8 protein-coding genes are annotated in these 14,087 nt (G+C 71.2%); 6 read left to right on the top strand and 2 right to left on the bottom strand.

What is annotated here, in order from left to right:
* Positions 1–23: 23 nt before the first annotated feature.
* On the bottom strand, positions 24–1,262 hold the full coding sequence (locus tag ACZ4NT_RS10905) for an Ig-like domain-containing protein (RefSeq protein ID WP_121406074.1): 1,239 nt from the start codon (positions 1,260–1,262) through the stop codon (positions 24–26).
* 180 nt (positions 1,263–1,442) lie between these two features.
* The gene (locus tag ACZ4NT_RS10900; protein WP_467724753.1) at positions 1,443–2,678 is read right to left on the bottom strand and encodes a L,D-transpeptidase; all 1,236 of its coding nucleotides are present in this window, start codon (positions 2,676–2,678) and stop codon (positions 1,443–1,445) included.
* Between the two features lie 137 nt (positions 2,679–2,815).
* Between ACZ4NT_RS10900 and glgX the strand changes: the two genes are divergently transcribed.
* The 6 genes from glgX to ACZ4NT_RS10870 all read left to right on the top strand — a co-directional run bounded on the left by glgX (position 2,816) and on the right by ACZ4NT_RS10870 (position 14,081).
* The gene (glgX, locus tag ACZ4NT_RS10895; protein ID WP_467724751.1) at positions 2,816–5,080 is read left to right on the top strand and encodes a glycogen debranching protein GlgX; all 2,265 of its coding nucleotides are present in this window, start codon (positions 2,816–2,818) and stop codon (positions 5,078–5,080) included.
* Positions 5,081–5,383: 303 nt separating this feature from the next.
* Positions 5,384–7,360, top strand: coding sequence for an ABC transporter ATP-binding protein (locus ACZ4NT_RS10890; protein ID WP_467724749.1), 1,977 nt, complete (start codon positions 5,384–5,386; stop codon positions 7,358–7,360).
* Positions 7,357–9,231, top strand: coding sequence for an ABC transporter ATP-binding protein (locus tag ACZ4NT_RS10885; protein WP_467724747.1), 1,875 nt, complete (start codon positions 7,357–7,359; stop codon positions 9,229–9,231). Before ACZ4NT_RS10890 ends, ACZ4NT_RS10885 begins: the two co-directional genes overlap by 4 nt.
* A 267-nt stretch (positions 9,232–9,498) precedes the next feature.
* Positions 9,499–11,541, top strand: coding sequence for a M4 family metallopeptidase (locus ACZ4NT_RS10880; protein ID WP_467724746.1), 2,043 nt, complete (start codon positions 9,499–9,501; stop codon positions 11,539–11,541).
* A 310-nt stretch (positions 11,542–11,851) separates the two neighbouring features.
* Entirely contained in the window at positions 11,852–13,510 is a 1,659-nt protein-coding gene (locus tag ACZ4NT_RS10875) for a M4 family metallopeptidase (protein ID WP_121406069.1), read from the top strand.
* A 70-nt stretch (positions 13,511–13,580) separates the two neighbouring features.
* On the top strand, positions 13,581–14,081 hold the full coding sequence (locus tag ACZ4NT_RS10870; RefSeq protein ID WP_121406068.1) for a DUF1990 domain-containing protein: 501 nt from the start codon (positions 13,581–13,583) through the stop codon (positions 14,079–14,081).
* Positions 14,082–14,087 lie beyond the last annotated feature (6 nt).

The following is a 14,087-nucleotide window of genomic DNA, read 5'->3' as shown; positions in this document are numbered from 1 at the left end:
GGCCCGTGGACGGGCGGACGGTCCTAGGCGGTCCACTTCTCCCAGGACATGTTCCAGCCGTTGTACCCGTTGTCCGGGGCCACGGTCTTGTCGTGGGAGTTCTTCACGACGACCACGTCACCGACCATCGAGTGGTCGAAGAACCACGCGGCGGGCACGCTCCGGTCGCCGCCGCCGCGCACGTCCCGCAGGCCGACGCAGCCGTGGCTGGCGTTGTAGTTGCCGAAGGCGTCGCCGCCCCAGTAGTTGCCGTGGATGAAGGTGCCCGAGTTGGTCAGGCGCATCGCGTCCGGGACGTCCTTGATGTCGTACTCGCCGCCGTAACCGACGGTCTCGCCGTTCATCCGGGTGACCCGCAGGCGCTCGCTGATGACCATCTGGCCGTTCCAGGTGTCGTAACCGGGCTTGCCGGTGGTGACCGGGATGGTCTTGATGGTCTTTCCGTCACGCTTGACCGTCATCTTCTTGGTCTTGACGTCGACGGTGGAGACCTGGCTGCGGCCGATCGTGAACTTCACGGTCTTCGCCTGCTTGCCGTACACGCCCGGCCGCCCCTCGACGCCGTCGAGGTTGAACTCGACGGTGACCTTCGTGCCGGCCTTCCAGTACTCCTCGGGACGGAAGTCCAGGCGGTCGTTGCCGAACCAGTGCCCCTGGACGTCGACCGCGGGCTCGGTCTTGATCCTGATCGCCTTCTCGACGTCCTCCGGGTGCGTGATGCCCCGGGTGAAGTGGACCGAGAACGGCATGCCCACGCCGACCTTGGAACCGTCCTCGGGCGTGTAGATGCCGACGAAGGTGTTCTTCGGGTTCAGCGTGGTGAACGCGGACTCCTCGGCGGCCTCCCGGCCGTCGGCGTCCTTGGCCACCGCGTGGACCGTGTACTTGGTGGCCGAGGCGAGGTGGGTCGAGGGCGTCCAGGTGGCGCCCCCGCCGGTTATCTTCCCCTCGACGGTCCTGCCCTTGGTGTCCTCGACCTTCACCTCGGTCAGCTTGCCCTTGGCCGCGGTCACCTTGAGGGCGCCGCTGGTCTTCACGTCGTCCGCGCCGTCCTTGGGCGCGATCGTCACGACGGCCTGCGACGCCTTCGTGTCCGCCGTCCCCGAACCGCCCTTGCTCCGGCCGGACCCCGAGTCCGTGCCCCCGCCCCCGCCGCACGCGGTCACCGCACACAACAGGACACCCAGCACGAGTGCCAGGGCCCCCTTGTTCCGCTGTGCCCGCGCGCCAACCGACGCCCCCGATATCGGTCGCCCGTTCAAAGTCGTTCTCCCCTCGCACGGCCTGATCAGGCCCGCACCCCGGCGCGTCCCACGCGCGTATCGCGCTAATTAATCACACCGCCAGGAGGGATGGATCCCTGGGATTGTCACTGTTCAGTCCCAAGTTCAACTGTCTTCGAGACGAGCCGGAGGCCGCTCTGTACGTACCCGTATGTCGGGCTACTTCACCGCGCCGCCCGCTTTCCACTGCTTCCAGCCCATGTTCCAGCCGCCGAGACCGTTGTCGGGTGCGACCCGCTTGTCCTTGCTGTGGACGACCTCGACGACGTCACCGATGAGACTGCGGTCGAAGAACCAGCCCGCGGGCGAGCGCGAACTGCCGCCCCTGACGTCCTTCAGGCCCACACAGCCGTGGCTGACATTGGTGTTGCCGAAGGCGTCCGGCGCCCAGTAGTTGCCGTGCAGGAAGGTGCCGGAGCTGGTGAGGCGCATGGCGTGGGGGACGTCCGGGATGTCGTACTCGCCGCCGAAGCCGACCGTGCGGCTGTTCATCCGGGTCACCTCCAGCATCTCGGTGACGACCATCTTCCCGTTGTACGTCGTGGTCTTGGGGGCGCCCGCCGTGATCGGCACGGTGGCGAGGAGGTCGCCGTCGCGGCGTACCTCCATGGTGTGCTCGGCGGCGTCGACGAGACTCACCTGACTGCGGCCGACGGTGAAGGCGAACGTCTTGTCCTGCAACCCGTAGACGCCGGGCGCCCCTTCGACGTCGCGCAGCCGCAGCGCCACCGTCACCTTGGTCCCCGGCTTCCAGTACGTCTCGGGCCGGAAGTCGAGCCGGTCCCTGCCGAACCAGTGCGGGCGGATCTCCACCGGCGGGACGGCGCTCACCCTGATCGCGCGCTCGACGGCGGCCCGGCGTTGGATCTCCCGGTTGAACTCCAGGGAGACGATCATCCCGGTGCCCACCGTGGAGCGGTTCTCCGGCGCCACGTACCCGATGAACCGCTCGTCCGGCACCGCCGTCGTGAAGGTCGTGTGCCGGGCCGAGCGGCGCCCGTGGCCGTCCAGCGCCACCACGTCCACGGTGTACTTGGCGGCGAGGGCGAGCCGGTGCTCGTCCGGCCGCCAGGTCAGGCCGTCGTCCGTGACCCGGCCGGGCACCACGGACTCCTGCGCGTCCTGGACCTTGACGACCTTCACCGACTCCAGACGCCCGCTCGGCACCCGTACCCTCAGCTCCCGCCCGGGCCGCACCCCCTTGCTGTCGTCGCCCGGCGAGACGTGGATGACGTCCTCGGGCGACCGGGGTTTGCCGAGCACCTCGTCCATCCCGTTCGAGGTGCAGCCGGAGGCGGCGGCCAGCAGGGCCGCCCATGTCAGTGCGGCGGCCAGCGCGGCCCCGGCGCGTCGCGCGCGCGTCGTTACGTGCATCACGACGGACCCAACGACCATGCCCCTCCTGGGGAAACGTGAGTGCGAGCCACGCGGTGGGCAGAACAGTGGGGAGGACGACGCGACGGGGAACCGCGGCCGGGACGCCACGGGGCCCTTTTCTTGTCGCTCCCCATCGAGCCGCGGGAGGCTGACCGGTGTCGAGCGCACCCGAGCAGGAGGCAGTCCAGGAGGGACATGCCGCGGGCGGTGGACTGCCCACGCAGTCCGCTCCCCCGAGGAACGGCACGCAGCGGGCGGCGCCCGTCGTGCCCGTGTGGCCGGGTACCCCGACTCCGCTCGGGGCACGCTTCCGGGTCGGACCCGACGGTGTCGCGGGCACCAACTTCGCCCTGTGGGCCGGCGGCGCGGAGGCCGTGGACCTGTGCCTCTTCGACGACCGGGGCGGCGGGGCGAGCGAGGTCCGCGTCAAACTCACCGAGCTGACGCACGAGATCTGGCACGGCTTCGTCCCCGGCGTGCTCCCCGGCCGCCGGTACGGCTACCGGGTGCACGGCCGCTGGGACCCGTGGACCGGCGCGCGCTGGAACCCGGCCAAGCTGCTCCTCGATCCCTACGCGCGTGCCGTGGACGGCGACTTCAGCCTGCCGCCCGAGGTGTACGGGCACGTCCGGGACTGGCCCCAGCAGCATGTCGCGGACACCGTGCGCGACGACCGCGACTCGGCCCCGTACGTCCCCAAGGGGGTCGTCGTCCACGACGACGACGACTGGGCCGACGACCACCGGCCCAAGACGCCGTGGTCGGACTCGGTGATCTACGAGCTGCACGTGCGGGGCTTCACCCGGCTGCACCCGGACATCCCGGAGGACCTGCGCGGCACGTACGCGGGCCTGGCGCACCCGGCGGCGATCGCGCACCTGACGGCGCTCGGCGTGACGGCCGTGGAACTGCTGCCGGTGCACCAGTTCGCCCACGAGGACCATCTGCTGCGCCGGGGCCTGCGCAACTACTGGGGGTACAACTCGATCGGCTACTTCGCCCCCCACGCGGCCTACTCCGCGACCGGGACCCGGGGCGAGCAGGTCGGCGAGTTCAAGCGGATGGTGCGCGCGCTGCACGCGGCCGGCATCGAGGTCGTCCTCGACGTCGTCTACAACCACACGGCGGAGGCGAGCGAGCTGGGCCCGATGCTGTCGCTGCGCGGCATCGACAACCGGGGCTACTACCGGCTGCAGTCGGACGCCCGGCGGTACGCGGACTACACGGGCTGCGGCAACACCCTGCACGTGGTGCAGCCGCACGTGCTGCGGCTGATCACCGACTCGCTGCGGTACTGGGTGACGGAGATGGGGGTGGACGGCTTCCGCTTCGACCTGGCGGCGGCGCTGGCCCGCTCGATGCACGACGTCGACATGCTGTCCCCGTTCCTGGCCGTCATCGCGCAGGACCCGGTGCTGCGCCGGGTGAAGCTGATCGCGGAGCCGTGGGACGTGGGCTCGGGGGGATACCAGGTGGGGGCCTTCCCGCCCCTGTGGACGGAGTGGAACGACCGGTACCGCAACGCGGTGCGGGACTTCTGGCGCGGGGCGCTGCCGGACGTACGCGACCTGGGGTACCGGCTGTCGGGATCGAGCGACCTGTACGCCTGGGGCGGGCGGCGGCCGTACGCGTCGGTGAACTTCGTGACGGCCCACGACGGTTTCACCCTGCGCGACATGGTGTCGTACGAGCGCAAGCACAACGAGGCCAACGGCGAGGGCAACCGGGACGGCTCCGACGACAACCGCGCGTGGAACTGCGGGGCGGAGGGCGAGACGGACGAGGAGCGCGTACGGGCCCTGCGCCGACGCCAGTTGCGGAACCTGCTGACGACGTTGCTGCTCTCCACGGGGGTGCCGATGCTCGTCGCGGGTGACGAGTTCGGGCGGACGCAGCGCGGCAACAACAACGCGTACTGCCAGGACAACGAGATCAGCTGGGTCGACTGGTCGCAGCTGGAGGACCCCGGGTGGCGGGCCCTGTTCGACCTGACGTCACGTCTGATCGCCCTGCGGCACGAGCATCCGGTGCTCCGGACGCGGTCCTTCTTCTCCGGGCGGGCCCATTCGGCGGACGGGCTGCGCGATCTGGCCTGGTTCACCGCGCGCGGCACCGAGATGACGGAGCGGGACTGGTACGCGCCGGCCGCGACCCTGGGGATGTACCTGTCCGGGCGGGACATACCGGGCCGGGACGCCCGGGGCGCGCCCGTCGTGGACGACAGCTTCCTGGCGGTGCTGCACGCCGGGGACCGGCCGGCGGCCTTCGTCCTGCCCGGTCCGCCGTGGGCCGCGGAGTACGAGGTGGTCGTGGACACCTCCCGGGAGGACCAGGCGCGGGCGCCGGGCGTGGTGCACCGGGCCGGGACGACGGTCACCGTGCCGGCCCGGGCGGTGCTGCTGCTGCGGGTCGCGGGCTGAGGCGCCCGACGCGGTGCCCGGCCGTCTCGCCCGGCCGTCCCGCCCGGCCGGGAGCCGAGCCGCACCGGGTGGCGCCGCGCCGACGGGAGCCGTGCGGCGGAGACGTTCCGTCCGGCGCGGAAGCCGTGGAGCGGAGGCGTTCCGTCCGGCGCGGAACCCGTGGAGCGGGGGCGTTCCGTCCGGGGCGGCCCGGGGGTGGGCGCGGCCGGGTGCGGAGGCGGTGCCTCCGGGGCCGCCCGGGCGTTCCGGGTCCGGCCAAAACTCGGTGGGCTGTGTCAGTGACGATCCGTAGGCTCGCCCCTGATGGCCACGACAGATGCAGCGACCAAGGATCACGACGAACCCGCCGGCGGACCCGGGCGGGCCGGCGCCGACGACGGCGCGGGCACGAGCCCCCCGGGCCCGGGCGGGGGCTCCACCGTGCGCAGTCTGCTGCGCCTGTGGCCGTACGTGCGGCCCGTGCGGGCGCGGCTGTTCGGCGCGGCGTGCGTCGCGGTGGTCGCCTCCTGTACCGGGCTGGTCTTCCCGCTCGTCCTGAAGTGGCTGGTGGACGGCCCGGTCGCCGACCGCGATCCGCGCGGAGTGTGGCTCGGGGCGCTGTACCTGCTGCTGCTCGGGTTCGCGGAGGCGCTGCTGTTCGGGCTGCGGCGCTGGCTGGTGGCGCGGCCGCTGGCGGGCGTCGAGGCGTCGATGCGGGCGGACCTGTACCGGCATCTGCAGCGGCTCCCGGTCGCCTTCCACGACCGCTGGGCCTCCGGGCAGCTGCTGTCCCGCGCCACCACGGACCTGATGCTGCTGCGCATGTTCCTGGCCTTCCCGCTGACCTTCCTGCTGGTCAACGGGGTGACGATCCTCGCGGGCATGACCATCATGCTGCTCCAGCAGTGGACGCTCGGGCTGGTGCTGCTGGCCCCGGTCCTGCCCGTGGTCCTGGTCTGCTGGCTGTTCGAGCGGCGCTACTCGGAGGTGGCGCGGCAGGCCCAGGACCAGGTGGGCGATCTGACGACCGTCGTCGAGGAGAGCGTCCTCGGCATCCGCATCATCAAGGGCTTCGGACGGCACCGGAGCCAGGCCCGCGCCTTCCGGGACCTGTCGCGGACCCTGCGCGGCACGGAACTGGTCAAGGCCCGGCTCCTCGCCTCCATCTGGGCCGTCATCGTCACCCTGCCCGAACTCGCCATCGGCGCGGCCCTGGTGCTCGGCACGGTCCAGGTGGCCGACGGGGACCTCTCCGCGGGCACCCTGGTCGCCTTCCTGTCCACGGCCCTCGCCCTGCGCTGGCCCATCGACTCGATCGGCTTCCTGCTGGCCATGAGCCAGGAGGCGGCGACGGCCACGCAGCGCTACTTCGAGGTGATGGACGCCGAGCCGGAGTCGGCCGACCCGGGCGCCCGTGACGCCTCTCCGAGCGGCGCCGGGCAGGACGGGACCGGCGGAATCCGGTTCCACGACGTGCGCTTCCGCTACCCGGACGCCCCCGCGGGCGCGGCCCCGGTCCTGGACCACGTCGACCTGCACATCCGCCCCGGCGAGACGATGGCCCTCGTCGGCGCGACCGGTTCCGGCAAGACGACGCTCACGGCTCTCATCCCCCGGCTGCACGAGGTGACGTCGGGCCGCATCACGCTCGACGGCGAGGACATCACGCGGATGCCCCGGGCCACGCTGCGCGACCTCGTCGCCGTGGCCTTCGAGGAGCCGACCCTGTTCTCGGCGAGCGTCGGCGAGAACGTCCTGATGGGCGCCGAGGACACCGCGGGCGAGGCGGAGCTGGAGCGCGCACTGGCCGTCGCGCAGGCCGACTTCGTCCACGCGCTCCCCCAGGGCACCGCCACCCAGGTCGGCGAGCAGGGTCTGAGCCTGTCCGGCGGTCAGCGCCAGCGTCTCGCCCTGGCGCGGGCCGTCGTCGGCACTCCCCGGTTCCTCGTCCTGGACGACCCTCTCTCGGCGCTGGACGTCCACACGGAGGCCGCGGTGGAGGCGGCCCTGCGCCGGGTGCTGGCCCGCACGACGGCGCTGGTCGTCGCGCACCGCCCGTCCACGGTGCTGCTCGCGGACCGGGTGGCCCTGCTCTCCGGCGGCCGCATCGCCGCGGTCGGCACCCATCACGAACTGCTGCGCTCGAACGCCGAGTACGCCTGGCTGATGTCGGGCACCGAGGACACCGCCGACGGCGGACGGGGCGCCGGCACCGCCCTGTGCTCCGTGCGCGGCGGCGCGCGCACCGATTCCCCCCGGCCCGAGCACGCCGGCACCCGCAGCAAGGAGGACCACCGATGACGGCGGCGCCCACGACGACCGCGCCGGACCAGGACCCGGCCGGGGAAGAGGACCCGCCCGCGCGGGCGGCCGCCGGGCACGAGGACCCGTTCGACCGCGATGTCCTGCCCACTCCCCCGGGCGCGACGGCGGCACTGCTGCGCTCGCTCCTCGCCCCGCTGAAGGCGCGTGTCGTGGTGGCGGCCGTGCTGCTCCTGGTCCAGCAGGCGGCCGTGCAGCTCGGTCCGCTGCTGGTCGCCTACGCCATCGACCGCGCCGTACCGGCGTTCCGCCGCGACGACCACGGTCCGCTGATCGCGGTGGCGGTCGCGTATCTGCTGTGCTCGGTCGTCTCCGGGGCGCTGCAGTACGCCTTCATCGCGGCGTCCGCCCGGGTCAACCAGGACGTGCTGCTCGATCTGCGCGGTCGCATCTTCCGGCACGCGCAGGCGCTCAGCATCGACTTCCACGAGCGCTACACCTCGGGCCGGCTGATCTCCCGTTCGACGACGGACGTCGAGTCCCTGCGGGAGCTGCTCAGCGAGGGGCTGCAGGAGCTCGTCATGGTCGTCCTGTCCTTCGTCTACATCTCGGCGATGCTGCTCTGGCTCGACCTGGGCCTGGGCGCCGTCGCGGTGGCCTCGTTCGTGCCGCTGTACCTCCTGGTCCGCCTCTATCAGCGCCGGGCGGGCCGGGTGTACCGCCTGCGGTCGACCGCGATCGCCGCCGTCATCGTGAAGTTCGCGGAGACGATGAACGGGATCAGGCCAGTCCGCGCCTTCCGCCGAGAGGCGGCCAACGACGCGGAGTTCCGGGTCCTCAACCGCCGTCACGAGCGGACGAACGGCGACGCGCTGCTGGAGATGGCCCGCTATGTCACGGGCTCGCGCCTGGTCGCCAACACGGCGGTCGCGGGCATCGTGCTGTGGGGCGCGTACCGGGTGGCGTCGGGTTCGCTGGAGCTCGGGGTGCTGGCCGCCGCGGTGCTCTATCTGCGCCGTCTGTACGACCCCATCGACCGGCTCGGCATGTTCCTCAACTCCTATCAGTCGGCCGCGGCATCGCTGGAGAAGATCGCCGGGCTGCTCGCCCAGACGCCCGCGGTGCCGGAGCCCTCGACGCCCCGGCACCTGCCGGAGTCCGCCTCGGAACACCCGGGCCGCGAGGTCGTCTTCGAGGGCGTCCGGTTCGCCTACCGCACCGGCGGCGAGGTCCTGCCCCGCTTCGATCTCACGCTGCCCGCCGGCCAGACGGTCGCCGTGGTCGGCTCGACCGGCGCGGGCAAGTCCACCCTGGCCAAGCTCCTGGCCCGCTTCTACGACCCGTCCGAGGGGCGGGTCCTCCTGGACGGCGTCGACCTGCGCGACCTCGCCAACGCCGAACTGCGGCGCGGCGTGGTGATGGTGACGCAGGAGGCGTTCCTGTTCTCCGGCACGGTCGCCGAGAACATCGCGATAGGCCGTCCGGACGCGGGCCGCGAGGAGATCGAGCGGGCCGCGAGGGCGATCGGAGCCCACGACTTCATCAGCGCGCTGCCCGACGGCTACGACACCGACGTGCGCAAGCGCGGCGGGCGCATCTCGGCCGGGCAGCGCCAACTCGTGGCGTTCGCGCGGGCGTTGCTCGCCGACCCCGCGGTGCTGATCCTCGACGAGGCGACCAGCTCCCTGGACATCCCGGGCGAGCGGGCCGTCCAGCGCGCGATGTCGACCGTGCTGCACGGCCGCACGGCCGTCGTCATCGCCCACCGGCTGTCGACGGTCGAGATCGCCGACCGGGTTCTGGTGATGGAGCACGGCCGGATCGTCGAGGACGGAACGCCGGACCAACTCGTCGTGGACACCGGCCGTTTCGCCGACCTCCACCAGGCATGGCAGGACAGTCTGGCCTGACCGAACGACCAGTTCGTATACCGAACATGACCATCCGGACAACGAACGGTTTCCGGCCAACTTCTTGATGCGCCCCTGACAGACAGCGCAATCTGCTGCCACTCTTCCCACGGCCGCTTCACAGCAACCTCACAGCACCTTTGCTGTGCCGTGGCGCAACCTCCTGTGCACCTGGCTTTGCGTACCGCCCTGTTCTGCCCGGACGGGTCACCCATCGTCCGGTCTCCCCTGGCCGTGCGACCCGCGGCCACGCAGAAGGAGTCAGTGTTGAGAAGCAGCACCTCCCACAGACGCACCTCCCACACCGCCCGCCGCCGCGCCACCGCCGTGGCGCTCGTCGGCGTCACCGCGCTGCTCACCGCGGCCGTCCAGTCGGGCGCCGCGAGCGCCTCCCCCGCGAAGCCGGCGGCCGGGAAGATCGATCCCGGTTCCGTCGCCGTGCAGCTCACGCCCTCGCAGCGGGCCGAGCTGATACGCGACGCCGACGCCGCCAAGGCGGACACCGCCAAGGACCTGGGCCTCGGGGCCAAGGAAAAGCTCGTCGCCCGTGACGTCATCAAGGACAAGGACGGCACGCTCCACACCCGCTACGAGCGCACCTACGCCGGACTCCCCGTCCTCGGCGGCGACCTGGTGGTCGACACCGCGAAGTCCGGGAAGACCGAGGGCGTCGTCAGGGCGACGAAGGCGACGATCAAGGTCGCCTCGCTCACGCCGGCCATCAGCTCCTCGAAGGCCGAGAAGCAGGCCGTGTCCGCGGCCGACGCCGCAGGCTCCGAGAAGACCGAGGCCGACCGCGCGCCCCGCAAGGTGATCTGGGCGGCCCAGGGCAAGCCGGCCCTCGCCTACGAGACCGTCGTCGGCGGCCTCCAGGAGGACGGCACCCCGAACGAGCTGCACGTCGTCACCGACGCGGCCACCGGCAAGAAGCTGTACGAGTTCCAGGGCATCGAGACCGGCACCGGCAACACGCAGTACAGCGGCACGGTGCCGCTGACCACGACGCTCTCGGGCTCGACGTACACGCTGAACGACGGCGCGCGCGGCGGTCACAAGACGTACAACCTGAACCGCGGCACGTCCGGCACCGGCACGCTGTTCTCCCAGACCAGCGACACCTGGGGCAACGGCACCACGTCGAACGCGGCCACCGCGGGGGCCGACGCACACTACGGCGCGGCCGTCACGTGGGACTTCTACAAGAACTCCTTCAACCGCAGCGGCATCAAGAACAACGGCGTCGGCGCCTACTCGCGCGTCCACTACGGCAACGCCTACGTCAACGCGTTCTGGGACGACGGCTGCTTCTGCATGACGTACGGCGACGGGTCGGGCAACGCAAAGCCGCTGACGTCGATCGACGTGGCCGGCCACGAGATGAGCCACGGCGTCACCTCCAACACCGCGGGTCTGAACTACAGCGGCGAGTCCGGCGGTCTGAACGAGGCGACGTCCGACATCTTCGGCACCGGCGTCGAGTTCTACGCCAACAACTCCTCCGACGTCGGTGACTACCTCATCGGCGAGAAGATCGACATCAACGGCAACGGCACGCCGCTGCGCTACCAGGACAAGCCCAGCAAGGACGGCGCGTCCAAGGACAACTGGTACTCGGGGATCGGCTCGATCGACGTCCACTACTCCTCGGGCCCGGCGAACCACTTCTTCTACCTGCTGTCCGAGGGCAGCGGCGCCAAGGTGATCAACGGCGTCAGCTACAACTCGCCGACCGCCGACGGCCTTCCGGTCACCGGGATCGGACGGGACAAGGCGCTGCAGATCTGGTACCGGGCGCTCACCACCAAGTTCACCTCGACCACCAACTACGCGGCGGCCCGCACCGGGACGCTCGCGGCGACGGGTGAGCTGTACGGCACGACCGGCGCCGAGTACAAGGCGGTGCAGGACGCGTGGGCGGCCGTGGCCGTCGGCGCCCGCTCCGGTGGCGGCGGAGGCGGCGGCACGTCGTTCGAGAACACCGCCGACGTATCGATTCCGGACAACGGCGCGGCCGTCACGTCCTCGGTCACGGTCTCCGGGCGCGCGGGCAACGCTCCGTCGAACCTGGCGGTCGGGGTGGACATCGTGCACACCTGGCGCGGTGACCTCGTCATCGACCTGGTGGCCCCGGACGGCACCGCCTACCGGCTGAAGAACTTCAGCTCCTCCGACTCGGCGGACAACGTGAACACCACGTACACGGTCGACGCGTCCTCCGAAGTCGCCAACGGCACCTGGAAGTTGAAGGTCCAGGACCAGGCGGCGCAGGACACCGGCTACATCAACAGCTGGAAGCTGACCTTCCCGTAGGCAGCTCCGCGTACCGTCCGCGGTCACGCACAGGACAGGGCGCCGTCCCGGTGGTTCGACTCCCCGGGGCGGCGCCCTCTTTTACCCTGCCCTGACCCTGGCTTGGTTGCCTCTTGAAGCAAGATCGATTCCGCATTGCGTACAGGCGTATTCACTCAACGGACGGTTTCCGGCCAAGCTTTGCTTGTACTCCTGACATGTACGCGCCCCAGGTGCCACTCTTTCCACCGCACGGCACTCCCGCACCGCACCTTCGTACTTCCGGACGGCTACCCCACGCCGCCCGGTCGCCCCCACATAAGGAGCTTGCGTGACCCCCCTCTACGCGCGTCACAAGCGCACCACTCTGGCCATCGCGACCGCCGTTGCGGCCGGAGCGCTCCTCACCACCGGTATGACCACCGGCGCGTCCGCCCAGGCCCCCTCCTCCCCCACGGGCACGTCCGCCCCCGCCGCCGCCCCGGTGCAGCTGTCCGCGGCGGCCCGCACGACCCTGATCAAGAACGCCCAGGCCGACGTCACGCGGACCGCGGACGCGATAGGCCTCGGCGCCAAGGAGAAGCTCGTCGTCAGAGACGTCGTCAAGGACGCCGACGGCACGGTCCACACCCGCTACGAGCGCACCTACGCCGGACTCCCCGTCCTCGGCGGCGACCTGGTCGTCCACGAGACGAAGTCCGGCAGCACCAAGGGCGTCACCAAGGCGACGAAGGCCGCCATCAAGGTCGCCTCGCTCACGCCGGCCGTCAGCGCCGCGAAGGCCGAGAAGCAGGCCGTGTCCGCGGCCGACGCCGCCGGCTCCGAGAAGACCGAGGCCGACCGCGCGCCCCGCAAGGTGATCTGGGCGGCCGACGGCAAGCCGACCCTCGCCTACGAGACCGTCGTCGGCGGCCTCCAGGACGACGGCACCCCGAACGAGCTGCACGTCGTCACCGACGCGGCCACCGGCAAGAAGCTCTACGAGTACCAGGGCATCGAGACCGGCACCGGCAAGACCCTGTACTCCGGCTCCGTCTCGCTCACCACCACCCTGTCGGGTTCGACGTACAACCTGACGGACGGCACGCGCGGCGGCCACAAGACCTACAACCTAAAGCACGGCACGTCCGGCACCGGCACGCTCTTCACCGACGCCGACGACGTGTGGGGCACCGGCACCGCCTCCAGCTCCACCACCGACCAGACGGCCGCCGCCGACGCCGCCTACGGAGCCCAGAAGACCTGGGACTTCTACAAGAACACCTTCAACCGCAGCGGCATCAAGAACAATGGCGTCGGCGCCTACTCGCGCGTCCACTACGGCAACGCCTACGTCAACGCGTTCTGGGACGACGGCTGCTTCTGCATGACCTACGGCGACGGGTCGGGCAACACGCACCCGCTCACCTCGCTCGACGTGGCCGGCCACGAGATGAGCCACGGCGTCACCTCCAACACCGCGGGGCTCAACTACAGCGGCGAGTCCGGCGGCCTGAACGAGGCGACCTCCGACATCTTCGGCACCGGCGTCGAGTTCTACGCCGCGAACAGCAGCGACGTCGGCGACTACCTCATCGGCGAGAAGATCAACATCAACGGCGACGGCACGCCGCTGCGCTACATGGACAAGCCCAGCAAGGACGGCGGCTCCGCCGACTACTGGTCCTCCACGGTCGGCAGCAAGGACGTGCACTACTCGTCCGGTGTCGCGAACCACTTCTTCTACCTGCTGTCCGAGGGCAGCGGCAGCAAGACGATCAACGGGGTGACCTACAACTCCCCCACCTACAACGGCTCCGCGGTCACCGGCATCGGCCGGGCCAAGGCCCTGCAGATCTGGTACAAGGCGCTGACGACCTACATGACGTCGACGACCAAGTACGCGGCCGCCCGCACCGCCACCCTGTCGGCGGCCTCGGCACTGTACGGCTCCACCAGCACGGAGTACGCGGCCGTGAAGGCCGCCTGGACCGCCGTGAACGTCAACTAGTCGCACCCCGGCCCCGCCGGGCGGCCCCCGGAGAGAAGGTTTCTCCGGGGGCCGCCCTACGCTGTCCCCCATGCCCTTCACCTACGAGGACGTGGGCGCGACCCGCGAGGACCGTTGCCCCCCGGGCTTCCACCGACTGCATGTCCGAAGCCGTATCGGCGAGGGCGAGGACGTCTTCCGCAGGGCGTCCCAGGCGCTGCTGACCTGGGAACTGCACCGCGCGGTCGGCGTCGCCGTGTCCGCCGACGCGGAGACGGCGGCGCCCGGCGTCGACGTCACCGTCGGTCTCGGCCCGATCAAGGCGCCCTGCCGTGTCGTCTGGACGCTCGGGGAGCCCCGCCGCGCCGGACTGGCCTACGGCACCCTGGACGGTCACCCGGAGTGCGGCGAGGAGGCCTTCGTCGTGGACCGCACCGGCGACGGCACCGTCTGGCTGACGGTGACCGCCTTCAGCCGGCCGGCCAAGTGGTACACCCGGGCGGGCGGCCCGGCGACGCGCGGCTTCCAGCACGCCTACGCCCAGCGGTGCGGGGTCGTCCTGCGCCGGCTCTGCGCGGGGCTGGAGGAGTAGCGGTGT

This window comes from Streptomyces sp. NPDC026417, from assembly GCF_055567695.1.
The sequence above is the reverse complement of the archived record's forward strand: the minus strand, read 5'-3'. Positions and strand labels throughout refer to the sequence as shown.